Genomic DNA, 22,472 nt, shown 5'->3' on the forward strand with positions numbered 1-22,472 from the left:
CTTCGGGTCGAGCTTGGGAGTGAGCGATGACAACAGACGCGGACACCGTCGCCATGATGGTGCGTCAGATGCGGGTCGAGTCCTCGGGCGTCGTCTCGCTCCGCCTCGAACGGCAGGACGGCGGCGCCGTCGACCGGTGGACGCCCGGCGCCCACCTGGACCTGCACCTGAACCGCGGGACCGTCCGGCAGTACTCGCTCTGCGGAGACCCCGACGACAAGACGGGGTATCGCGTCGCGATCCTCCACGAGGTGACCGGGCGCGGCGGCTCCCGTCACGTCCACGAGACGTTGCGTCCCGGCGACAGCCTGTCGGTGAGCGCGCCCCGCAATAACTTCGAACTGCTGCCGTCGAAGCGCTACGTCTTCATCGCCGGCGGCATCGGCATCACGCCGATCCTCGCGATGATCGGTGAAGCCGAGCGCATGGGCGCCGACTGGGAACTGCACTACGGCGGACGGGCCCGCGCGTCGATGGCGTTCCTCGACGAACTGTCCGGATACGGCGACCGCGTGCACGTCGTCACCGAGGAGACCGACGGCATCCTCGACCTCCCCGCCGTCCTCGGCACCGCCCGCGAGGAGACCCTGGTCTACGCGTGCGGACCCGAGGGTCTGCTCGGCGCGGTCGAGGGGTTCGCCGGTTCCTGGCCGGACGGCGCCATCCGGCTCGAGCGGTTCAAGGCGAAGGAGATTCCCGCCGACACGCTCGCCGGTGACCGTCCCGTCCGTGTGATCTGCGAGCGGTCCGGCATCTCCGCCACCGTCGCCCCCGACCGGACCATCCTCGACACCCTCGAGGATGCCGGAGTGGACGTCCCCAACTCTTGCCGTGAAGGCATCTGCGGAACCTGCGAGACCCGCGTGCTCGCCGGCACCCCCGACCACCGCGACTCCCTGCTCTCCAGCTCCGAGCAGGAGTCCGGCACCACCATCATGATCTGCGTTTCCCGCGCCCGCTCCGACGAGCTCGTGCTGGACCTCTAGAAGGGAAGAACGATGAGCCTGTATCTGCAACCACGCCAGTCCGGCACGGCACCCACCCCGTACGAGCGGAAGCTGGCCGGTGCGATCGAAGAGGTCTTCGGCACCGGTGTGCATCACCTCGAAGGGCTGGTGAAGGGTCTCAACGCCCTCGGCATCCACAGTCCCGGCGGCGACGCCTGGACCACCGACACTTTCACGGACGAGATCCGACGGATGGGGGCCTGACCATGGTGAACCGACTGCACAAGGCGGCACTGACCGGCGACGAGATCTTCGCGACCGGCATGCGCGACCAGTGGCACGCGGTGTGCCCGTCCGACTTCGTGGCGCGCGGCGACATGAAGAAGATTCGCCGCCTCGGCGAGGACTGGCTGCTGTTCCGTCAGTCCGACGGCACCCTCCGCATGCTCGCCGACCGGTGCCCGCACCGCGGCGCCCCGCTGTCGCAGGGGCAGCACCTCGGCGACCGCGTCGCCTGCCAGTACCACGGCGTGCAGGTGGACGGCGACGGCACCGTCGTCTCCGTCCCGGGCATGCCCGGCTGCAACCTCGAGGGCAAGCGGCTGGTCACCAGCCTCCCCGTCCAGGAGGTCGCCGGGGCCGTCCTCGCCTGGTTCGGCACCGACCCGGACGCCGAACCCGCACCCCTCGAACTGCCCGAGCGCCTCACCGACGACGGCATCTCGCACTTCCTCTGCTACGCGGAGTGGAAGGCACCGTGGCGGTTCACGCTGGAGAACCTGCTCGACCCGATGCACGGCGCGTTCCTGCACCGCGAATCGCACTCGATGTTCGGCGGCGAGACGTCCGCGAAGTTCCGGATCCGGGAAACCGATCGCGGGTTCTTCTTCGAGAAGACCGACCAGCGCGGTGTGAACTTCGACTGGGTCGAATTCTGCCGGACCGGCATCGACTGGGTGGACCTCGAGATCCCGTACCCGCCGACCGCGGGTCCGGGCGGGTCCTTCGGCATCGTCGGAATGGGAACGCCGATCGACGCCGAGACCACCGCCGTGTTCTTCTGGCGCTACCGGCGCGTCGAGGGCTGGGAGCGCGACGTCTGGCGGTTCCTGTACCGCACCAAGCTCGAGGAGCGGCACTGGGTGGTGCTCGAGCAGGACCGCACCATGCTCGAGGCGATGGCATTCGACGCGGACCAGGCGGAGAACCTGTACCAGCACGACCTCGGCGTCATCCGGCTGCGCCGGCTGTACCGGGCGCAGGCCGAGGCCCAGGCGAAGGCGCTTCAGGAGGCGTAACGTCGCGCGGGTTGACGTGAATGAAATGTCAACTAAGAATGTGTGACGGCCGACACGTCGGGCGCCGGCCGGGGTACGAGGAGGCGCGTGCGGTGCTTACGAACGGTGACGACCGAGGTCGGCTCGCGTTGGTCGAGGCGGCGGGGCGGTGCTTCGCGGAACTGGGATACGAGCGCACCACCGAGGCGGTCATCGCCGCCGCAGCCGGAGTGTCGCAGGACGAATTCACCGCCCGGTTCGCCTCCCGGGACGACGCCTTCCGGGCCGTCGCCGCCGACGTGTTCGACACGTTCCTCGAGGCGCAACGCATCCCCGTCCCGCCGGACGCCGACCCGCGCAGCATCCTGCGCGCGGCCACGGCGGCGTTCATCGAGACCGTCTACAGCAGCGGTCGCCTGTTCACGATGATCGAGGACCGCGCCGCCGTGGACCCGATCATCGGGGAGCAACTCGAGGCGGCACACAACCGGATCCTCGGCCGGTACATCCGGTTCATCGAACGGCTCAACCAGGCCGGGATCGCGACACCCTGCGCCGAACCCGCCCAGCTCGCCCGCAAACTGGCCGAGGCGCAGTGGACGGGTGCGGCGCGCCTCATCGGTGCGTCGCCCGACGAGCAGAGGCGTTTCATCGTGGAGATGACGGCGGCGTCCGAACGGTTCATCGGTTTCGGCGAGGTCGCCGATCTGACCACCCGCGCCGCCAGCTGAATCCGGGGGTCAGGCGTGGGGGGCCTGGTTCTCGACGATCGAGTGCTCGAGTTTGCGGAGCAGTTCCGCCAGGGCGGCCTGGTCTTCCGTCGACATCCCGCTGAGGATCTGGGATTCGTTGGCGAAATGCGCCTCCGCGACCTTCTCGATCAGCCGCAGGCCCTCGTCGGTGAGTTGCGCATGCACGATGCGCCGGTCCTCGGCGTCGCGTTCGCGCTGCACGAGTCCGGCCTTCTCCAGGCGGTCGACGCGCAGCGTCACACCGCCGGTGGTCACGAGGGCCGACTCCGCCAGCTGTCCGGACGTCATCCGGTACGGCGGACCCGAACGCCGGAGGGCGGCCAGAACGTCGAACGACGCCATGTTGATGCCGTGCTCCTCGAACACGGCGGCCAATGACGTCTGATAGCGCAGATACGAACGGTGCAGGCGGCCCAGCACTTTGAGCGGACTCACGTCCAGGGTGGGCCATTGGTGGGCCCACTGGTCGACGATGTCGTCGACGGCATCGCGAGCTGGAACGGGGCGTTGCGTCACCGGGCGCACCTCCTGAATTCTCGAGGGTCTCATCTGTTTAGTACCAAGATATCGAACGAGCATAGGTGACGGCGACGCGCCGCGGGTCCCCGTCGATTTCTCGGAACGGGGACCCGCGGCGCGGCCGGGCGGTGTGCCGTCAGCGGCCCTCGACTGCCGCGACGGCGTCGATCTCGGCGATCGCGCCGTAGGGGAGGCTGCTGACCTCGAGGAACGTGCGGGCGGGACGGGGCTCGTCGAAGATGCGCTCGAACTGGCGGTTCGCCTCTTCGCGCAGCGACAGGTCGGTGACGTAGTAGGTGAGTTTGACGACGTCCTTCAGCTGTCCGCCGACGGTGGCGAGCCGATCGACCATGCGGTCGACGGCGGCGTCGAGCGCCTCGGTGCGGCCCGGGACTGCGGTGCCGTCGGCGTCGACGGAGAGGGCGCCGGAGACGAACGCGAGTCCGCCCGCGACCACGGCAGGGCTGTAGGGGTGGTGGGCGGTGACGTCGGTGAGGGACATGGAGTCTCGCTTTCTCGGTAGGCTGCTCCGCAATGATATCTTAGCGCTAAACTAATTGACAGTGTCGCGGAATGAAACTTCTGCCCACGGGTACTCGGCCCGCATGCCGAAAGCCGACAAGCCCTCGGCGGCGCCCTTCGTGCCCGACACCGTCGACCTCGACGCGTTGTCCCACGCCGCGAACGGGTGCCATGGCTGCGATCTGTACCGCGACGCCGAGCAGACCGTCTTCGGCGCGGGCAAGCGGTCCGCGCGGATGATGCTCGTCGGCGAACAACCCGGCGACCAGGAGGACCGCGCCGGCGAACCCTTCGTCGGTCCCGCGGGGAAACTCCTGGACAAGGCGCTCGACGCGGCGGGCATCGACCGGGATCTCCTCTACGTCACCAATGCGGTCAAACACTTCAAGTTCGTCCCCGCCGAACGCGGCAAGCGTCGAATCCACAAGAAGCCGAACCGAACCGAAATCGTCGCGTGCCGGCCGTGGCTCATCGCCGAACTGGCGGCGGTGCAACCCGACGTCCTGGTGTGCCTCGGAGCCACCGCCGCGCAGGCGATGCTCGGCCCGTCGTTCCGCCTCACCGAACATCGCGGCGAACTGCTGCACCTCGACGGAGACGTGGACGCCGACGCCGATCCGGAAGTCTTCGCGACGATCCACCCGTCCGCGGTGCTTCGTGGACCCTCGGACCAACGGGACGACGCGTTCGACGGCCTCGTCGCCGACCTGAAAACGGCCGCTGCCGCACTCTGAGATCAACCGGCCGAATGTGTGGCGCGACGGACCGTCGAGGACGAGATTGAACCCATGACGAATTCGAACGCGAACCAAACCATGAAGGCAGTGTCCTACTCGTCCTACGGCGGTCCCGAGGTGCTCGAGACCCACGACGTGCCGGTGCCCGAGCCCACCGGAAACCAGGTGCGTCTCGCGATCCGCGCCGCCGGGGTGAACCCGATCGACTGGAAGCTGCGGTCGGGGTCGATGGCCGAGGTGATGTCGGTGCAGTTCCCGAAGATCCCCGGCAGCGAGGTGGCCGGGGTCGTCGACGCGGTCGGTCCCGACGCGACCGGTGTGGTGGTGGGCGACGAGGTGTTCGGCTGGTCCGACACCGGTGGCTACGCCGAATACGCGCTCGCCTCGATCGTCGTGCCGAAGCCGAAGGGGCTGAGCTGGACGGACGCGGCCACCATTCCCGTCGCCGGCGAGGCCGCCACGCGTGGACTCCGGCTGCTGAAGCTGAAGGCCGGTGAGACGCTCCTGGTGAACGGCGCGTCGGGGGCGGTGGGAACGCTTGCGGCGCAGTTGGCGCGGGACGCGGGGGTCACCGTGATCGGCACGGCGAGCGAAAAACACCACGATGCGTTGCGCGAACTGGGCGTGACCCCCACGACCTACGGCGACGGCCTCGCGGCGCGGGTCCGCGAACTCGCCCCGAACGGCGTCGACGCCGTCCTCGACGCAGGCATCGGCGGGCTGGAGGCGGCAATGGACCTGCGCGGGGGCACCGACCGGATCGTGACGCTGTCGGACGGTGCCGCGTTCGGGCTGGGCATCACCTTCTCGTCCGGCAACGCCGACGACCGGAGCGCCGAGACACTGCGTCGCCTGGGCGACCTCGCCGCGGCCGGCACGCTGGCCCTCCCACCGGCCCGCACGTTCCCGCTGACCGACGCCGCCGACGCTCAGCGCGCCGGCGAGAAGGGCGGCAGTCGCGGGAAGCTCCTCGTATGCGCTCCGCGCCCGTGAGTACTTGTTAACCGCCCGACGTTAATAAGTACTCACGGGTCAGGCGGTGGTGGCCAGCACGGCCGCGAGACCGAACGGGACGGCCATCACCACCACCTCGAAGATCGCGCGGCGCAGCGACGCCTCGGCGCTGATGCGGTGTGCGGCCGCCTGCCCGACCCACGTTCGACGCCACCACCAGCCCAGCCCGAGAAGCGCCGCCAACGCGACCGCCTTGGCGAGCACGATGCGGCCGTAGCCGGTGTCGAACAGCGGTGTCACCCCGCCCAGCCGGACCGCGGCATCGATGACCCCGGTCGCGGTCAGCAGCCACACGCACCGCCACGCGACGCTCGAGTACCGCGGCAGCCACGACGACCAGTCGCCGCGCGAACGGAGCATCAGGCCGAGGGCGGCGAGGAGCCCGAACCAGACGGCGGCGGCCAGTGCGTGGACGACGTCGAGGACCGAGCCGAGAATCTGCTGCGACATGTGTCCGGTGATCGGCCGCGCCACCAGGGCGAGCGCCGCGAGAACCAGCACGGGGACCGGGATGCGGGCCTCGCTGCGACGGAACGCGACCGCCGACCATCCGGTGGCCGCGACGGTGCACGCGAGAACGGCGACGTCGACACGTCCAGCGCTGATCTCGGTGACGTAGACGCCGAACCGCCCGACCGACAGTTCCGACAGCGCCAGGGCGTCGGCCTCGGCCGCCGTCATCGAGAGCAGAACCGCCTCGGCGAGCATCCACGCACCGGCGATCGCGGTCGCCAACCGCCACAGTCGTTCGTCCCGTCCGAGAGGCCGGTTGTCCCCGCGACTCCACCAGCCGAGTGCGGCGAGCCCGAGGACCGCCGAACCGAGTACGAGGCACAGCGCGCGGACGGCGCTCGACGGCGTGGGACTTTCCGGTTGCGCCAACGCCCAACCGCACGCGACGCCGACGAGCGACGTGGGTACGGCGAACAGCAGCCACGACTGCCGCGCCGTACCCACCCCGCTCAGTTCTCGCCGCGAGGCTTGCGGAGCGCGAACCACAGTCCGCCGGCGAACACGACCACACCGGCAACGATGAACGGCCACAGCGGAACTCCGCCGCCGCCGGATTCACCGGAGCTGTCGGCTGCGGCGCCGGGCGTGCCCGACCCCTCCTGGGTGAGGGTGAACGTGCGGGTTCCGCTCACCGGGTGCCCGTCGGCGGAGGTGACGCGAAACGCGATGGTGTACACCCCGGTCGGTCCGAGGTCGCCGAGTTCGGCACTGACGGAAGGCCCCTCGACGACCGGGTCGCCCTTGCTCCACAGGTTGCCGTCGGGTCCGACGACGGTGAGGGACGCGAACGACTCCTGCAGTGCCTCGTTGAACGTGACGCTCACCCGTTCCGGCCCGGACGCGATCTCGGCCCCGTTCTCCGGGGTCGAGCTGATCACGACGGAGTGGGCGAACGCGGTGCCGACGCCGAGCATGCTCCCGAGCATGGTCAGCAGCCCGACCGCGATCACCTTCACCGAGGTGAGGGTGGTGCGTCGTCTCATGATCGACGGCTCCGGACCATCGCGCCGAGACCGAGGGCCGCACCGAGCGCGCCCAGAATCAGACCGATGCCGCCGAGCCAGCGGGCGGTGTCGTCGGTGCCGGAGGCCGTCGTCTCGGTCTCCTCGGACGTCGTGGAGCCGCCGGCGTCGTGGCTGTGGTCTTCACCGCTCGACGCGGCCAGGGTGAGGGAGGGTGCCGGCTTGTCGGGTTCCGCGCCGTCCGGTCCTGCCGCCTGATCCCAGTTCACGACCTCGCCGTCGCTGTACGTCTGGATGGCCGGGAACGACACCTCGTCGCTTTCCGGCAGCGGTCCCGCGGACAGTTCGAACTGCTGGAACTGGCCGGGCGCCACACCGACACCGGGGTCGGCGGTCCACGTCACGGATTTCGCGACCTGCGACGTCGGGTCCTTCTCGACGACGGACGTCCACCCGGGCAGCGGTGTGGTGCGGGCCGATTTCAGGTCGGGAAGGGTGACCGTCAGCTTGGTGGTGGACGCCGTCTCGGATTCGGTGGGCACGCGGAACGTCAGGACGGTGTAGCCGCCCTGTTCGGCGCCGGGGGCGACGACCGTCACGTGGGCGGCGGCTACACCGGCCGCGAGCAGCATGGCGCCACCGGCGGCACCGGCCGTGAAAAGGGCACGGGAAACTAGGGAATTCATCGAAAGGTCCTTTGAAAGGTCTGAAGGGTGAAGGGGTGAGAATCAGACCGGGACCGGTGGGCCGCGACGCGAAATACTCGCGCGCAGCAGGGCGTCCACGGGATTCGCGGGCCGGGCGGGGACGTGCGGCGGCGTCGCCGCCGACACGGGGTGCGGGACGCCGCGGAGAACCACCCGCCAGACGTGGACGAGGGGTCCGTACAGACGTTCCGCGTTCGCGATCAGCAGGGCGCAGACCACGGTGGCGGCGGCGTGCGCGGCCAGCATCGGGATGGCCGGGACCGCCGAGTGCATGTGCGTGGTGAGCGTGAGCGCGAAGTGTGCGGCGACCTGCCCGGCACCGAGGGCACCCATGAGCGCGAGCGGTCCGTGGACGCGGGCGGGTAGTTGCGCGGTGATTGCGCCGACCCCGCTGCACGTGACGAGCAGCAGCGTCAGGGCGGCGGATTCAGGAAGGCCGCCCCCGCCGATGCCGTGCGCCGCGACCGCGAGCCCCGCCACGAGCGCGCCGACCGCCGAGCCCCGAAGGGTGGCGGTCGCAGCGGGGCGGGCGGGGGGCATCGACGTGTTCGGGTGGGTTCAGCGCACGCCGAGGCGGGCGAGGAGATCGGCTTCGACTCCGTCGAGTTCGGACGAGATGGCGTGATGGGCGGCCTTGCGGCGGGCCTGCGGCATCTGCTCGGCCGCACGGACCGCGGTGTTGAGATCGCCGAGGCGGTCGCGGATGGCGGCGGCGAACTTCTGCGTCTCCGCGTCGTCCGGCTTCTGCCCGAGGATCTCGGTGGTGGAGCTTTCGGCGCCGGCGATACGGGCGCTGAGCTTGGCGCCGTGCCCGGTGAAGTTGGCGAGCTGGTCGACGTCGACGCCCATCCGGTCGGCGCGACGGGCATCGATCTGCCCGCGTACTACGGTGGCGGCGCGGTAGGCGATCGGCAGCAGCACCGGCGTCAGCAGTCGTGCGACACCGAGGTACTTGCGGACCGCGGCGACGGTGAAACCCTTCTGGGCGGCGGCCTTCTCCTGGGCCTTGAACGCAGCGATCTGAGCCTTCTCGACCTTCTTCTGCGACTTCAGTTCGGCGGCCTCGAGCTTGCGCCCGGCCTTCGCGGCCTGCTTGTCGCGCTTGCGTTCGTTCCTCGCGCTCAGCCTCGCTTCCACCCCAGCCTTGTGCTTGAGTGCCTTGGCTTCCGCCTTGCGGGTGGCTCGGGACTTACGTTTCTTCAACAACCCCATCGAAAAGACCCCTTTTCCTGGTGTTTCAGCGGAGCCCACGCTACCAACTGCATCCGGTGCTTCGGGATCAGCCTAGGGGAGCACATAATCTTCGTCATCGTGTGTTCCCATATCGGTCAGCAATCAGAACCCGGCACCTCTCCCGGAAAGGTGTCGGGGACGGTGATCGATGCCAGCGCACTGACGCGGTGCCGCCACCGGGTGCACCTCGACGCGGCGTTCCCCGAACAACTCGCGGCCGCTCCCGAGGATCCGGGCGTCCGGCAGCGTCAGGACGCCGCCGCCGCCAAGCGTGAAGACATCCGCCGGACCCTCACCGAGCACGCCCCGGAACGATGGGTGCAGATCGACACCGAGCAGAGCCTGCGTCGCCGCGCCGAGGACACCCTGGCCGCATGCGAGGCGGGCGCGGATCGCATCTGGGGCGCCGTGCTCCCCCTCGACCGCGAGGCGGGACGGAGGGCGCGCTGCGAGATCCTCGTCCGCGACGAGGACCACGGTGGATACATCCCGGTGATCGTCGTCAACCACAAGGTCACCGATCCGGGCCGCGGTGCGGTGACGTCGGGAATGTTCGAGTGGGACCCGCGGGAGGACTCGGCGCGGAAGCCACGCAGTCAGGTCCGCGACCAGATGCGCGTCGCGCAGGTGTACCGGATGCTCGAGCGCCATGGGCACGCGAGCCCGGCGCTGGTGGCCGGCGCCATCGGTTACGGCTCCGACGTCATCTTCGTTCACGACCTCAGCACCATCCTCGACGACTACGACGAACGCTTCGCCGACCGGCTCGCCGTCGCCCGCGGGGAATCGGCGACGGTGCCGTCGAGGATCGGCGAGTGCCGTTCGTGCCCGTGGTGGCCCGGATGCGAGGAGCAGCTGACGCAGACCCACGACGTGAGCCTGGTGGCCACCGGTTCGCGTGCCGACATGCTCCGCGACGCGGGCTGCCACACCATCGACGACCTCGCGGCGTGGGACGGCGAACCGCTCGAGGACTGGCCGCACGGGGCGTTCGAGGACGCCGTCGTCACCGCCAAGGCCTGGCTCGTGGGGGCGCCGCTGGTACGACGCTTCCCGGAGATCCGGGTGACGCGCGCGGACGTCGAGGTCGACGTCGACATGGAGAGCTACCAGGAACACGGCGCCTACCTGTGGGGGACCCTGCTCAACGTCGACGGGGTGTCGGCGTACCGGCCGTTCGTCAGCTGGGACCCGGTGCCCACCCAGGACGAGGCGCGGTCGTTCGCCGAATTCTGGACGTGGCTCATGGCCGAGCGTGCGGCGGCGGCACTGAGTGGCCGAACCTTCGCCGCGTACTGCTATTCGCGGTCCGCGGAGGACAAGTGGCTGCTGGACTCCGCCCGCCGATTCGCCGGGACACCCGGCATCCCCACCGAAGCCGAGATCCGCGAATTCATCGACAGCCCACAATGGGTCGACATCTACCAGGCCATCAGCGACCAATTCATCTGCCCGGGCGGCAAGGGCCTCAAGAAGATCGCCCCCGTCGCCGGTTTCCGGTGGCGCGACGCCGACGCCGGCGGCGAGGCGTCGATGAGCTGGTACCGCGAAGCCGTCGGCTACGACGGCGAACCCGACCTCACCCAGCGCGAACGACTGCTGCAGTACAACGAGGACGACGTGATCGCCACGAAAGTACTGCGCGAATGGATGTCGGATCGGGCCGAGAAGGAGATCCCGCTCGCCGCCGACCTCTAGGCTGCAATGAGGCCCGATTCGGTAGGGGTGGTCAGGTGGAGGTACCGAAGACATCCACGACGCTGCGGTTCGCTCTACTTCTCACCGCCGCCGGCGGCTTCCTCGACGCCTACACCTACATCAGCCGCGGCGGTGTCTTCGCGAACGCCCAGACCGGCAACGTCATCCTCATGGCCATCGACCTGTCCGAGCGGCACTTCCACGCCGCACGGGCACACCTGTGGCCGATCCTCGCGTTCATCGTCGGCGTCGCGTTCGCGCACCTGCTCAAGGGCGAACTCGCCCACAGCGTCTTCGACCACCCGATCCGGGTCGCCCTGGTCGCGCAGATCGTCGTCCTCGCCGCGGTCGGGTTCGTGCCCCCGGACGTCCCCAACGCACTGGTCACCGTTTCCATCGCCTTCGTCGCGGCCATGCAGTTCGGGCTGTTCCGCACCATTGGGGAGCTGTCGTACATCGCAGTCGCCACCACCGGAAACCTCATGCGCTTCACCGAGTCGGCGTACGCCGCGTACATCGAGAAGGTCCCCGAATCACGCCGACACACCCGGGTGTACGCCGCCATCGTCGGCAGCTTCGCCGGGGGCGCGGTCCTCGGAGCGTTCGCCACCCGCTACTTCGGCGGACCCGCCGCCTGGATACCCGCCGCCCTCCTCTGCATCGCCCTCGTACTGTTCTACGTCGACGACCGGCGGCGCCGCCGCCTGTGAGTGGTTGACGAGTCCAGGGACTCGCTTCCCGCGCACGGGCGGCGAAGCCGCCTACGGCCGAACGTCCCTGCGGCGTACCACGAGCGGAAACCCGTCCTTACCCTCTGTCGGAGTGTCCTGGAACAGAATGAACGCCACGAATCCCAGGATCCAACTCCGCACCAGCACGCCGAAGGTGGGCCAGCGACCATCCGCGGGCCGGACGACGCACAACCCGAGCAGCCACTTACCCAGAGTGGCATGGTAGATCGATTGCACAACGGTGCGGTGCACGAAGGACACCAGGATCCACGTGACGATCGGGACGGCAATCGGTTTGGGGGACCCCGGTGGAAGTCCCGCGCTCCCGACAGTGGCAACGAGATAGGCGGCGCCGAGGTGGATGCCGAAATCGATCACGAAGGCCAGCGCGCGACGGACTCGTCGTGGCGACGGGTAACTCGGACCGCCTATCGGGTGCCGCGTGCGCGTGTCGAGGTTCCAGGTTTTGCTCACGATTACCCGTCCCCCGGCCGGCCGCCGAGATCGGCGAGACTGTCGTCGAGTCCTGTCACCGACAGTGCCTCGTCCACGATGAATCCGGTCGCCCGGTTGGCGCCGACCGTCGCGCTTTGTGCTCCGCTGCCGACCAACCCCGTGAGGGCGTTGCGCGGGTCGTTCCACTTGTCGATACCGACGACACCGTTGAGCGCGCCCTTGACGGTCCCGCTCACCGCGCCCTTCGCGCCCGCCTCGGCGATGTTCCCGAGGTCGTAGCCGTCGCGTCGGCCTCTGACGTTCTCATACCCCTGCACCGCAGTCTCCAGGGCCGCCTGCGTGCCGACTCCGAAAACGGCTCCCTTGGCCGCGCCGACCGCGGCGCGTCTGAGGATCGAGATGATCAGCTGCCGAATGATCATCCGGACGGTGACCTGCGTGGCCGACTCCGCGGCGAACGCCGCGGGACTCGCTGCACCGAACGTCATCGCGCTCGCCGCCGCCACCGCGACGAGTTCGGCCGCCAACACCACCAGCGCCGCGATGATCGACAGTTTCGCGACCCGGATGTCGTCGGCCGACCAGTCGAGGGTGTCGCCGAGTTCGTGGAACAACTCCGACAACTCGCGTAACGCGCCGTCGGCACCGATCCGCGCCCACTGCTGCGCCATCGCGGCGTCGACGTCACCACTGACCCCGGACAGCGCCGACCGCATCGCGGCGTCGGCCTCCTCGATGATGTCGTCCAGCGATGCCCCGGCGTCCTTCCACCCCTGCCCGAGCCGCTCCATCGCCGTTTCGTCGGCGTCGGGCCAGTCCGCCCCGACCACCCTCTCCGCCAACCACCGGACCCCGCCCGGAACCTCGATGCCCATCAGGACAACCCGGTCAGACTGGACGCGGTGCCTCCGTCGGTGTCGTCGAACGAATCGGCCGTGCTCCTCAGCCTGGACGCGAGCGCGGCCAGTGCCCCGACAGCGAACCCGAGAGAATGCCCGGCCGCGTCCGCGGAGGGTAGGTACGCGCTCGCGAACGCCGCCCCGGTCTCGTCGCCGCCCCAGCATTCGCCCTCACTGTCGAGGGTCGCGGTCAGGGTGGCGGCGACCTCGGCCATCCGCTGGGACAGGTCGTCGAATCGGGGTGCGACGCTGCGCAGATGCGCGGTGTCCACCCACAACTGCGCGCTCACCGCCACCCGTCCCGCAGGACCTGCCGATTCCACTGCCCGTCGTCGGGATCATCCGGGGCCGGATCAGCGGGGAGGTCGGGTTCGAGGGGCGGGAGGAAGTCCCGCAGGCTCGGGGCGCCGGGAACGAGGTCGGGCAGATCCGGCAACGTCTCGGTCGCGGCCACGATCGAACCCATGATGCGCATCGACTCGGCGTGCGCTGCCTCGCCCGCGCGGCGAGCGGCTTCCGTCATCGCACGCCCCAGCGATTCGGGGGTGGACCGCCGGAACGCGTCCGGTGCGAGGTGCACGTTCAGCACGCCGCCCACCGAATTCACCTCCACCTGCACCAGTCCGTCGTCGGACGTCCCACCCACCCGCAGTTGCGCCACCTGCTGCTGAGCGGCGTGCAGATCCTTCGTCTGCCGGTCGAGTGTGGCCAGCATGGAATCGATCTGATCCTGCAACTCGTGCTCGCGCACCCGCAGACCCTCACGGTCGAACATGAATCCCCCCTTGATATCTCACCAACGTGTCGCGTCCCACCCCGGTGCGACCCCACGACCCCCACAGTCGTGTCGACGGCGAACACTACCCGCTACCGCCCGTGCGTGCCCCACGAGTCCCTGGACTCCTCAACCGCGCACGGGCGGCGAAGCCGCAACCCCCAGGGAGAAGGCACCGACGATTTTCGGAGTGGATTTCTCGTAGAAGCGATCGAGGTCCCGGACCTCGAATCCGGCGTTCGTCACCAGCGCCGGGATGTCGCGGGTGAGATGGCAACCCCCGGCGACGGTCTTCTGGATGGGCTCGAGCCGGTGCTGCCACCGCTGGACGTTCTCGTCCGGGGCGAGGCCGTGCTCGACGAAATGCAGTGTGCCGCCGGGTTTCAGGACGCGCCGGATTTCCCGCAGTGCGGCGTCGGCGTCGGGGATGGTGCACATCGTCCAGGTGGACAGCGCGGTGTCGAAACTGTTGTCCGGGAAGGGGAGCGATTGGCCGTCGAGGCCGGACCTCTCGATCGGGGTCGTCGACGCCGCCACCCGCTTGGCTGCCAGCTTCCAGCCGAGGTCGGCGGGTTCGACCGCGCTCACCGATTCGACGGCAGCCGGGTAGAACGGAACGTTGAGGCCCGATCCGAATCCGATCTCCACCACCCGCCCGTGCAGACCGGCGCAGACACGTCGCCGCGACGGCTCCGTGAATTTCACCCCGCAGCTGACGTTGACGAGCCGCGGAACGACCTGGTCCGAGTAGAAACCCATTTCAGCCCTCCTAGGGCGCTTCGCGCCCCGTGCGCCTTTTTGGTAGCTGGAGCAACCAGAAAGGCGCACGGGCGGCGGAGCCGCCTACCGCGGCGCCATGCGCAGAGCGCCGTCCATACGAATGGTCTCACCGTTGAGGTAGTCGTGTTCGACGATCATCTGAGCGAGTTGCGCGTACTCGGCGGGCTGCCCGAGACGCGAGGGGAACGGGACACCCGCTTCGAGGCCCTTGCGGTATTCGTCGGTGACGCCGGCGAGCATCGGGGTGTCGATGATGCCGGGGGCGATGGTGTTGACGCGGATGCCGAACTGGGCGAGGTCGCGGGCGGCGGGAACGGTCATGCCGTGCACCCCACCTTTGGACGCGGAGTAGGCGATCTGGCCGATCTGGCCCTCGAACGCGGCGACGGACGCGGTGTTGATGACGACGCCGCGCTGACCGGACTCGTCGACAGTGTCCGTCTTCGCGATGGCGTCGGCGGCGAGGCGCATGACGTTGAACGTGCCGAGGAGATTGACGGTGATGACGGTGCGGAACAACTCCAGGTCGTGCGGGCCCTTCTTGGACAGGATGCGTCCCGCCCAGCCGACGCCGGCGCAGTTGACGACGATGCGCAGCGGCAGCCCCGACTCGACGATCTTGTCGATCGCGGCCTGGACCTCGTCGCCGCTGGTGACGTCGGTGGCGAGGAGGGTGACGCCGTCGGGGACGTTGTCACCGGCTCGCTCGATTGACTGCTGCAGGTCGAGTCCGAACACGGTGGCTCCGGCGTCGGCGAGGCGCTTGGCGGTGGCGGCGCCGAGGCCCGAGGCGGCTCCGGTGACCAGTGCGGCGGTTCCCTGAATTTCCACGGTTCGCATCCTTCTCTCCCGGCGACCTCCGTTGGCCGACCCTGGTGACCTGCACCATAACGCCCGCCGGGTGTGACGGCAGAGGCGAGGGAAACGCCGCAGGCGGGGGAGCGGGTAGTTTCTCTCGCGGGTGGAGCGACGACCGTAGGGGGACGGATGAGCGATCGGTTCGAGGTGGACCGCGATGCGCTGGTGCGGTGCATTGCCGCGTGCGACGTGCTGGCAGCGGACATGAGGGATCTGCGCGAGCGCGCGCGTCGCGAACTCGCGCCCGAGAACTTCGGTCTCGGTGAGATGCATCTGCGCTCGGCGGCGAACCTGGCAGCGCGGTTCCGGGCGACGGCGATCGGCGGCCCGGGCGTCGCGGACGAGAATTCGGCGGTGGGGACGTCCGCGGCGCACGAACGCTACGCGCTGGAACTGAAGGCGAATTTCGAAGCGGTGCTGGCACGGTACGACGAGCAGGACGCCGCGACGGCGGACCGTCTCGGGCAACTCTGAGTCAGTGAATCTTCGCCTGCCAGTCGGGCGGGACGCGATCCGCGGGTCCGGGGACGGTCTGGTCGAGCGGATGGTGTTGCGGCGCCGCCAGTTCCGGGCCTTCGAATGCGGTTTCGGTGGCGTAGTTCCAGAACCAGATCTCGTCGGGCTCGAAGCTCCGGACCACGGGGTGTCCGGTCTGGGCGGCGTGCTTGGTGGCGTGCTGTGCCGGTGAGGAGTCGCAGCAGCCGATGTGCCCGCACTGCGCGCAGCGGCGCAGATGCACCCACCACCCGCCGGCGCTGTCGCAGTCGGCGCATCCGTCCCCGCTCGGCGGCACGCTCGGGTCGATTCCGTCCAGCTCACCCATCTGAGACTCCTTCTGCTGATACGACTTCGGGTTCGATCGGAATGCGCACCTGGAACCGGGTGTCGCCCGGTTCGGATTCGACGCGCAGGTCGCCGCGGTGCTTCTTCACGACGATGCGCCAGGAGATGTCGAGGCCGAGCCCCGTTCCCTCGCCGACGGGTTTCGTGGTGAAGAACGGTTCGAAGATGCGCGATCGGATCTCCTCGGGCACTCCGGGTCCGGTGTCGCCGATCTCGATGAGTGCCATGTCGTCGTCGCGCCGGGTGCGGACGGTGAGGGTGCCGCGGCCGTCCATCGCGGCGACGGCGTTGTCGATGAGGTTGGTCCATACCTGATTGAGTTCTGCGGCGTAGGCGGGGATCTGCGGCAGCGTGGGGTCGTATTCCTTCACCACCGTGATCGAGTCGCCGATCTTGCGGCCGAGCATCACCAGCGAGCTGTCGAGGAGTTCCCGCAGGTCGACGCGCTGGTACGGGGCGCGGTCCATCTGCGAGTACTGCTTCGCGGCGTTCACGAGCGTGGAGACGCGGGCGGTGGAGTCGGCGATCTCGTTCATCAGCAGTTCGGTCTCGAGGGTGTAGTTGAGCCAGCGGATCGCGCTCTCGACCATCGTCTCGTCGTCGACGGAGGCTGCGATCCGCTCGAGCCACGGCACGTCGAGACCGGCCTGCACGAACGTGGGCGCCAGGTCCCAGCCGCCCGAGACGCCGTGGTCGTCGAACCAGTCGCCGAGTTCGTCCTCGCGGTCGGAGGCCTCGAGGGGAGTGAGCGTCGGCGCCTTCGCCACCTGTTCGGCGGCCTCCTCCTGCAACCGGATCAACGTGGCCAGCGCCTGCCGGTCGTACACGCCCGACGCGATGACGCCGAGTTTCTGCCGCATGTGCGACACCCGGTCGCGCAGCGACGCCGTCGCCCGGACCGCGGCGGCCGCAGGGTTGTTGAGTTCGTGGGTGAGCCCCGCGGACAGCGAACCCAGCGCGAGGAGACGTTCCCGCTGATCGACGACCTGTTTCGCGTTCTGGTTGCCGAAGAACAGCCCTTCCAGGAGGTGCACGGCCATCGGGAACCACTCGCGCATCAGCTGTCCGAACCGGTCGGCGTCGAGGACGAAGAACTTCGACGGGGCGGTGATCCGCATCGACGCGGTGTACGTCTGGGGGGCGCGGTCGCCGAGGTACGACTGCCAGGCACCGGCGTACACGCCGCGCTGCGACGTCCGGTTGAACTCGATCTCCTCGCCGCCCGACAGCTTGCTCAGTACGATCTCGCCCTCGATCAGCACGTAGAAGCACGTCGCGATCTCACCCTCCGCGTAAACCGGCCCGGGTTCGATCAGCTCGACGTGCCCGTTCTCGCAGAGCTGGTCGAGTTGGTGATCGGTGAGATGCTCGAAGAGGAACAGTGTCCTCAGCTCGGGCGGTTTGCACGGGATGTGGGTCATGGTCTGCCCCCGATCACGGTTGGCCGATGTAGCGGTGGACGAGCATCACGGCCATCGCGCCTTCCCCGACCGCCGACGCCACCCGCTTCGCCGACTCGGAGCGCACGTCACCGGCCGCGAAGATCCCCGGGACGCTCGTCTCGAGGTGGTGGGGGAGACGGTCGAGGGGCCAGCCGCTCGGTGGTTTCCCGTCGACGACCAGATCGGGGCCGGACACGACGAACCCGTTCTCGTCCCGCGCGACGACGCCGTCGAGCCATTCGGTGCGCGGTGCGGCGCCGATGAACAGGAACAGGAACCCGGCGTCGACGGTGTCCTCGTCCCCGGTTGCGTTGTTGCGCAGCCGGACCTTCTCGAGGTGGCCCTCGCCCTCGACGCCGATCACCTCGGTGCACGGCCGGACGTGGATGCGCGGGTTCCGTTCGATCTGCTGGACGAGGTAGTACGACATCGAATCCTCGAGCGACTGCGCCCGCACCACGATGGTGACCGAGCGGGCGCCCCGCGACAGGTACACCGCCGCCTGTCCGGCGGAGTTGGCCCCGCCGACGATGTACACGTCCTGGTCGGTGCAGCGGGCGGCCTCGGTGACGGCGGAGCCGTAGTAGACGCCGCGCCCGGTGAGGTCGTCGACTCCGGGCGCCGGATGACGCCGGTAGGAGACGCCGGTCGCCAGGATCACCGTGTGCGCGTCGATGGTGTCGCCGTCCGCGAACCGGACGGTGCGCGCCGAGCCGTTGACCTCGAGGGCCACGACGTCGCGGGTGGTGATCAGTTCCGCCCCGAACCGGGTTGCCTGCCTGCGGGCCCGCTCGGCGAGCTGGGCGCCGGACACGCCGTCGGGGAATCCGAGATAGTTCTCGATCCGTGAGCTCTGACCCGCCTGCCCACCGGTCGCCGTCCGCTCGATCAGGGCGGTGCGCAGTCCCTCCGAGGCGCCGTACACGGCGGCGCCCAGACCGGCCGGTCCGCCGCCGACGACCACGAGGTCGTAGAAGTTCTCCGACGGGTCGGTCCGGAGACCGAGTCGCCTGCCGAGTTCGGTGTCGGACGGCTCCACGAGGCATTCGCCGTCGGCGCAGATCACCACCGGCAGGCGACGGCCGTCCTCCCCGGCGGCGCTGAGCAACCGCCCGCCCTCCGGCTCGTCCGACATGTACCAGCGGTACGACAACTGGTTGCGGGCCAGGAACTCGCGCACTTCCGACGACCGCGGAGCCCAGCGATGGCCCACGACCTTCGTCTCCTCGGCGGGGTGGTGATCGGACGACGCCCACGCCTCGAGCAGCGCGTCGACCACCGGGTACAGCTTCTCCTCGGGCGGATCCCACGGCTTGAGCAGGTAGTGGTCGAGGTCGATGACGTTGATCGCCTCGATGGCCGCATCCGTATCGGCGTACGCGGTGAGCAGCACGCGGCGCGCCAGCGGATACAGATCCATGGCCTTCTCGAGGAACTCGATGCCGCTCATCGCCGGCATGCGGTAGTCGGCGAGGATCGCGGCGACGGGATCTCCCCGCAGCTTCATCTGCTTCATCGCATCGAGGGCCGACTCGCCGGATTCGGCGCGGATGATGCGGTATCTCTCGCCGTATCGGCGTCGAAGGTCGCGGGCGACGGCGCGGGAGACCCCCGGATCGTCGTCGACGGTGAGTATCGCCGGCTTGCCGCTCGCTACGGGATTGTTCACGCACGCCCTCTCGTCCGTACAGAACTGCGAGGTACTCCTGCGCTCCGAGTATTGCCCCGGGACGCGCCTTTGTCGACCGGATTCAGTCCTGGTGCTGCATCGGCGCGCTGTCCGCGGGGACGCTGCGCCGACGCGACCGGACGGCGCGGCCCGCGGCCCCGGCCAGTGCCAGTACGACGACCGCGGCGCCGGCGATCGGGCCCGCGGGATTGCCGGGCAGCAGACCCTCGAGCAGCAACCAGATGCCGAACGCGAAGAACAGCACGGCCGCGCCGATGCGGATGACGCTCTCGGGGAGGTGCTTGCCCAGCACAGCGCCGACGACGATGGCCAGGGCGTCCGCCGCCACCATGCCGACGGTCGAGCCGATCCACACGCCGACCGTGTCGTGGTCGGTGGCGAGGGTGATGGTGGCGAGCATCGTCTTGTCGCCGAGTTCGGCGAGGAAGAACGCGGACGTGACGGCCAGGAACGCGGAGCGGGTGGCACGGCCGGCCTTGAGTTGCTCGTCTTCGCTGAGGTTGTCGCCGCGCAGGGTCCAGGCGCCGAAGACGAGGAAGGCGGCGCCGCCGACGATGCTGATCGCCGCGGTCGGGAGCGCGACGCCGAGGTAGTGGCCGACGGCCACGGACACCAGGTGGACCACGGTGGTGGCGACGGTGATGCCGGCGATCACCACCCACCAGCGGTAGCGCAGGGCGAACGTCATCGCCATGAGCTGAGATTTGTCGCCCAGTTCGGCGACGAAGATCACACCGAAACTCAGCAGCGCGGCGGTCAGCACGAGCATCCTCCTCCAGGTAGTCGGTCGGAGGATGACAGGTGGATTCCTCCGGCCTGGCAAACGCGGGTGCGTCTGCCCGGCCGAAGGTCTCGCCCACCGGCACCCGATGATTCGGTGACGGTTCGCCAGGCCGGGTCCGGTGCGGTGAAGCAACGAGCCAGTATGTCGACACAGGCGATTGGGGGCTACTCCCCTTCGATGTCCGCAACGTTAGCGTGGCTTACGTGAAAAGGCAAAAGCGACAAGAAGTTTGGGGTCCCGGACGCTCAAACTTCGGGTACCCTCACGAGGCGAGCAGCATGGCCAAAACGGCAGTGTCGGGGTCGCTGATCGGGTCGATGCCCACCCGGCTGACCATCGACGTCACCGTCCCGTCCGCCTCGGCCTCCACCCAGGCCGCCCGGTGTTCCAGCCCCAGGTGGGGGAGACCCGGCAGCAGCACGCAGCCCGACGCCGCACCCGCGCATTCCGGAAGTGAGGGGGTCGTCTCGGACGGCGGATGCAGCATCAACAACGCCGGCGGCTGGTGATCCGCGAAGCGGCCGGGAGCGAGCGCGAACTCCCCGAGCACGGTGCCCTCGGCCACCACGAGTCCGACGGTCTCGGGCTCCGGTTCCTCGGGAAGGTCCTCGTGCGCGCCGAAGACGGTCGTGGTGTGGAGCAGACCCGGAACGCACGCCACCCGCACGGCGAGCGCCAGCAGCTGGGCCCATTCCTTGGTGGTGTCGGGCCAGCGCCCGGAAATGACAAATCCCCGCAAGGTACCCGCGGCCTGGAAGGGCGAGATGCCGATGTAGCCGTCCCTGTTCATCTCTGCCTCCTCGGTGTGATGACGCGTTTCGAACACGACTCGTTCTGCACACCTCGTTGGGTACTTGAAGAATGCGCCCGACAGTGCCTGGCACACAAGAGCATGGGAGTGCTAACCGTGGCGGACGGAGATCTCAGAGAATCCTCAGAATCGCCACACTCTGCCGCTACGAATGCGCTCTACCCTCACCGGAATGACCTCTGAGCGCCCACGGAATTCCGCGAGTCACGCCCGAACCGAGTCGACGCGAAAGGTCCTCGGGTCCCGGCGCGTCGCCGCGGCCGCCCTGGCGGGCCTGGTCCTCGCGTCCGCGGCGGGACTCGGATACGTGTTCCTCGGCGACCGCGGGGCGGGCGGCCGGACCGTCGCGATCGTCAACACCGATGCCGGTGCCACCGTCGACGGAAAACCGGTGCGTGCGAGCGACACCCTGATCGAGAAGCTCGAGGCGAACGAGGCATTCGACTGGCAGGTGGTCGATGCGGACACGGCGGCGGGCGGCGACTGGTTCGCCACCGTGACCGTGCCCGAGGACTTCAGCGACGCGGTGTCGTCGGTGTGGGGCACCAAGCCCCGGCAGGCCACCCTCGACCTCGACGTCGCGGGTTCGGACACCGGCGCGTCCGAGGAACTCGCCGGGGTGGTGTCGTCGCAGATCGGCGCGGACGGCATCACGGATCTGCTGGCGAACATGTCCTCGTCGCGGACGCGGTTCCAGCAGGCGGGAATGACGGCCGGATTCCTCGCGGCGGGCACGGCCGCGGCGGACGATGCGGCGCAACAGCTCACCGAGGGCGCCGACACCCTGCTCCCGTATCTCGAGACGGCACGCGCCGGGTCGGTGCAACTGCTGGGCGTGGCCGATCAGGTGGCCGGCGTGGTCGGTGAGACGTCGGGGACGGCCAACGGTCTCGCGGACCGGTTGAGTGCGCTGGGGCTGACGCTGGGCGAGGCCAACGACAGCGCCACGCAGATGCGAACCAGGATCGACGACACGATCCGCATCCTCGACGGCACCCCCGTTGCGCCGGAGGTGGTCCCGTCGCTGAGGCAGGTCGGCGCCGACCTCGATCTGCTGTCCACACAGCTGGGCTCGGTGCCCGGTCTCCTGGGCGGGCAGGTCGGTCCGGAGACGGACCTCGGCGAACTCGTGCGGGTCGCGATGGGTCAGCTCACCGACGCCAGCAATCAGCTGAGCAGCGGAGCACGGCAACTGAACGACGGCATCGTCCCGATCGCCGATCAGGCACCCGCGATGCTCGACGGTGCCACCTCGCAGATCGTCGACGGCTTCGCGAAGCTGAAGACGCTGTCGGGGCAGCTGTCCACCGATTTGAACAACGGGGTCGCGGCGATGCCGGTGCGCACGGCGGCGCAGCAGAACCAGTTGGCGACGGTCCTCGCCGAACCGGTCGCGGTGTCGCGCACGCTGTCCGCGCCCGCACCGCTCCTGGCCGCCGAGCACCTCGCCGTCGCGTTCGGGATCACCACCGTGCTGCTCGCGGGCGCCGTCGTGTGGATGGGTCTGCGGCGCAGGGCCTGA

At 69.2% G+C, this 22,472-nt stretch carries 28 protein-coding genes; 10 read left to right on the top strand and 18 right to left on the bottom strand.

Annotated features, from left to right (window positions below):
• Positions 1–26 precede the first annotated feature (26 nt).
• Genes ACFTWF_RS07395 through ACFTWF_RS07410 form a run of 4 tightly spaced genes read left to right on the top strand, consistent with a single transcriptional unit; the run spans position 27 to position 2,955 of the window.
• Positions 27–986 carry a PDR/VanB family oxidoreductase gene (locus tag ACFTWF_RS07395; protein ID WP_378460610.1) on the top strand — a complete coding sequence of 320 codons (960 nt, stop codon included), beginning with the start codon at positions 27–29 and terminating at the stop codon, positions 984–986.
• Positions 987–998: 12 nt separating this feature from the next.
• Positions 999–1,211 (top strand): recombinase-like helix-turn-helix domain-containing protein, encoded by a 213-nt coding sequence (locus ACFTWF_RS07400; protein ID WP_005248918.1) that lies wholly within the window; start codon positions 999–1,001, stop codon positions 1,209–1,211.
• A gap of 2 nt (positions 1,212–1,213) precedes the next feature.
• Complete coding sequence (locus ACFTWF_RS07405) at positions 1,214–2,245, top strand: Rieske 2Fe-2S domain-containing protein (RefSeq protein ID WP_378460611.1); 1,032 nt, start codon at positions 1,214–1,216, stop codon at positions 2,243–2,245.
• A 20-nt stretch (positions 2,246–2,265) separates the two neighbouring features.
• Positions 2,266–2,955, top strand: coding sequence for a TetR/AcrR family transcriptional regulator (locus ACFTWF_RS07410; RefSeq protein ID WP_378460612.1), 690 nt, complete (start codon positions 2,266–2,268; stop codon positions 2,953–2,955).
• 9 nt (positions 2,956–2,964) lie between these two features.
• Here ACFTWF_RS07410 and ACFTWF_RS07415 read toward each other — a convergent pair whose 3' ends face one another.
• Complete coding sequence (locus tag ACFTWF_RS07415) at positions 2,965–3,525, bottom strand: MarR family winged helix-turn-helix transcriptional regulator (RefSeq protein WP_378460613.1); 561 nt, start codon at positions 3,523–3,525, stop codon at positions 2,965–2,967.
• A 106-nt stretch (positions 3,526–3,631) separates the two neighbouring features.
• Positions 3,632–3,997 (bottom strand): RidA family protein, encoded by a 366-nt coding sequence (locus tag ACFTWF_RS07420; protein WP_378460614.1) that lies wholly within the window; start codon positions 3,995–3,997, stop codon positions 3,632–3,634.
• 103 nt (positions 3,998–4,100) lie between these two features.
• Between ACFTWF_RS07420 and ACFTWF_RS07425 the strand changes: the two genes are divergently transcribed.
• Both ACFTWF_RS07425 and ACFTWF_RS07430 read left to right on the top strand, forming a co-directional pair.
• Positions 4,101–4,751: a UdgX family uracil-DNA binding protein gene (locus ACFTWF_RS07425; RefSeq protein WP_378460615.1), complete on the top strand. Its 651-nt coding sequence runs from the start codon at positions 4,101–4,103 to the stop codon at positions 4,749–4,751.
• Positions 4,752–4,805: 54 nt separating this feature from the next.
• Positions 4,806–5,747, top strand: a complete 942-nt coding sequence (locus ACFTWF_RS07430; RefSeq protein WP_378460616.1) for an NADP-dependent oxidoreductase — start codon at positions 4,806–4,808, stop codon at positions 5,745–5,747.
• A gap of 39 nt (positions 5,748–5,786) precedes the next feature.
• Here ACFTWF_RS07430 and ACFTWF_RS07435 read toward each other — a convergent pair whose 3' ends face one another.
• The 5 genes from ACFTWF_RS07435 to ACFTWF_RS07455 are packed head-to-tail and all read right to left on the bottom strand — an operon-like array spanning position 5,787 to position 9,162.
• The gene (locus tag ACFTWF_RS07435; RefSeq protein WP_378460617.1) at positions 5,787–6,725 is read right to left on the bottom strand and encodes a CopD family protein; all 939 of its coding nucleotides are present in this window, start codon (positions 6,723–6,725) and stop codon (positions 5,787–5,789) included.
• A 5-nt stretch (positions 6,726–6,730) separates the two neighbouring features.
• Positions 6,731–7,264 carry a copper resistance protein CopC gene (locus ACFTWF_RS07440; protein ID WP_378460618.1) on the bottom strand — a complete coding sequence of 178 codons (534 nt, stop codon included), beginning with the start codon at positions 7,262–7,264 and terminating at the stop codon, positions 6,731–6,733.
• Positions 7,261–7,929 (bottom strand): YcnI family protein, encoded by a 669-nt coding sequence (locus ACFTWF_RS07445; protein ID WP_378460619.1) that lies wholly within the window; start codon positions 7,927–7,929, stop codon positions 7,261–7,263. Before ACFTWF_RS07445 ends, ACFTWF_RS07440 begins: the two co-directional genes overlap by 4 nt.
• A gap of 42 nt (positions 7,930–7,971) precedes the next feature.
• Positions 7,972–8,490, bottom strand: coding sequence for a hypothetical protein (locus ACFTWF_RS07450; RefSeq protein ID WP_378460620.1), 519 nt, complete (start codon positions 8,488–8,490; stop codon positions 7,972–7,974).
• Between the two features lie 18 nt (positions 8,491–8,508).
• Positions 8,509–9,162 (bottom strand): DUF6474 family protein, encoded by a 654-nt coding sequence (locus ACFTWF_RS07455; RefSeq protein ID WP_378460621.1) that lies wholly within the window; start codon positions 9,160–9,162, stop codon positions 8,509–8,511.
• A gap of 162 nt (positions 9,163–9,324) precedes the next feature.
• Between ACFTWF_RS07455 and ACFTWF_RS07460 the strand changes: the two genes are divergently transcribed.
• Both ACFTWF_RS07460 and ACFTWF_RS07465 read left to right on the top strand, forming a co-directional pair.
• On the top strand, positions 9,325–10,881 hold the full coding sequence (locus ACFTWF_RS07460) for a TM0106 family RecB-like putative nuclease (RefSeq protein WP_378460622.1): 1,557 nt from the start codon (positions 9,325–9,327) through the stop codon (positions 10,879–10,881).
• 35 nt (positions 10,882–10,916) lie between these two features.
• Complete coding sequence (locus ACFTWF_RS07465; protein ID WP_378460623.1) at positions 10,917–11,591, top strand: YoaK family protein; 675 nt, start codon at positions 10,917–10,919, stop codon at positions 11,589–11,591.
• A 51-nt stretch (positions 11,592–11,642) separates the two neighbouring features.
• Here ACFTWF_RS07465 and ACFTWF_RS07470 read toward each other — a convergent pair whose 3' ends face one another.
• The 6 genes from ACFTWF_RS07470 to ACFTWF_RS07495 form a co-directional block, all read right to left on the bottom strand.
• The gene (locus tag ACFTWF_RS07470) at positions 11,643–12,086 is read right to left on the bottom strand and encodes an RDD family protein (RefSeq protein WP_378460624.1); all 444 of its coding nucleotides are present in this window, start codon (positions 12,084–12,086) and stop codon (positions 11,643–11,645) included.
• A 2-nt stretch (positions 12,087–12,088) separates the two neighbouring features.
• A complete protein-coding gene (locus ACFTWF_RS07475) occupies positions 12,089–12,943 on the bottom strand; it encodes a hypothetical protein (protein ID WP_378460625.1) in 855 nt (284 codons plus the stop codon).
• Positions 12,943–13,257: a type VII secretion target gene (locus ACFTWF_RS07480; RefSeq protein ID WP_378460626.1), complete on the bottom strand. Its 315-nt coding sequence runs from the start codon at positions 13,255–13,257 to the stop codon at positions 12,943–12,945. The genes ACFTWF_RS07475 and ACFTWF_RS07480 overlap by 1 nt, the downstream gene beginning before the upstream one ends.
• On the bottom strand, positions 13,254–13,742 hold the full coding sequence (locus ACFTWF_RS07485) for a YbaB/EbfC family nucleoid-associated protein (protein WP_378460627.1): 489 nt from the start codon (positions 13,740–13,742) through the stop codon (positions 13,254–13,256). Before ACFTWF_RS07485 ends, ACFTWF_RS07480 begins: the two co-directional genes overlap by 4 nt.
• Before the next feature lie 129 nt (positions 13,743–13,871).
• On the bottom strand, positions 13,872–14,501 hold the full coding sequence (locus ACFTWF_RS07490) for a class I SAM-dependent methyltransferase (protein ID WP_378460628.1): 630 nt from the start codon (positions 14,499–14,501) through the stop codon (positions 13,872–13,874).
• Between the two features lie 84 nt (positions 14,502–14,585).
• Entirely contained in the window at positions 14,586–15,353 is a 768-nt protein-coding gene (locus tag ACFTWF_RS07495; protein ID WP_185726957.1) for an SDR family NAD(P)-dependent oxidoreductase, read from the bottom strand.
• Positions 15,354–15,509: 156 nt separating this feature from the next.
• On the opposite strand from ACFTWF_RS07495, the gene ACFTWF_RS07500 reads away from it, so the two are divergent.
• Positions 15,510–15,854: a hypothetical protein gene (locus ACFTWF_RS07500; RefSeq protein ID WP_378460629.1), complete on the top strand. Its 345-nt coding sequence runs from the start codon at positions 15,510–15,512 to the stop codon at positions 15,852–15,854.
• A gap of 1 nt (position 15,855) precedes the next feature.
• Here ACFTWF_RS07500 and ACFTWF_RS07505 read toward each other — a convergent pair whose 3' ends face one another.
• The 5 genes from ACFTWF_RS07505 to ACFTWF_RS07525 form a co-directional block, all read right to left on the bottom strand.
• Complete coding sequence (locus tag ACFTWF_RS07505) at positions 15,856–16,203, bottom strand: UBP-type zinc finger domain-containing protein (RefSeq protein ID WP_378460630.1); 348 nt, start codon at positions 16,201–16,203, stop codon at positions 15,856–15,858.
• Complete coding sequence (locus ACFTWF_RS07510) at positions 16,196–17,644, bottom strand: ATP-binding protein (protein ID WP_378460631.1); 1,449 nt, start codon at positions 17,642–17,644, stop codon at positions 16,196–16,198. The genes ACFTWF_RS07505 and ACFTWF_RS07510 overlap by 8 nt, the downstream gene beginning before the upstream one ends.
• 13 nt (positions 17,645–17,657) lie before the next feature.
• Entirely contained in the window at positions 17,658–19,334 is a 1,677-nt protein-coding gene (locus ACFTWF_RS07515) for an FAD-dependent oxidoreductase (RefSeq protein WP_012691068.1), read from the bottom strand.
• 82 nt (positions 19,335–19,416) lie between these two features.
• A complete protein-coding gene (locus ACFTWF_RS07520; protein WP_378460632.1) occupies positions 19,417–20,124 on the bottom strand; it encodes a TMEM165/GDT1 family protein in 708 nt (235 codons plus the stop codon).
• 277 nt (positions 20,125–20,401) lie between these two features.
• Positions 20,402–20,929, bottom strand: coding sequence for a peptidase (locus ACFTWF_RS07525; protein ID WP_378460633.1), 528 nt, complete (start codon positions 20,927–20,929; stop codon positions 20,402–20,404).
• A 193-nt stretch (positions 20,930–21,122) separates the two neighbouring features.
• Here ACFTWF_RS07525 and ACFTWF_RS07530 point away from each other — a divergent pair, with 193 nt between their 5' ends.
• A complete protein-coding gene (locus ACFTWF_RS07530; RefSeq protein ID WP_378460634.1) occupies positions 21,123–22,472 on the top strand; it encodes a hypothetical protein in 1,350 nt (449 codons plus the stop codon).

Origin of the sequence: Rhodococcus sp. NPDC056960 (assembly GCF_042674125.1) — a bacterium.
GTDB lineage: Bacteria > Actinomycetota > Actinomycetes > Mycobacteriales > Mycobacteriaceae > Rhodococcus_F.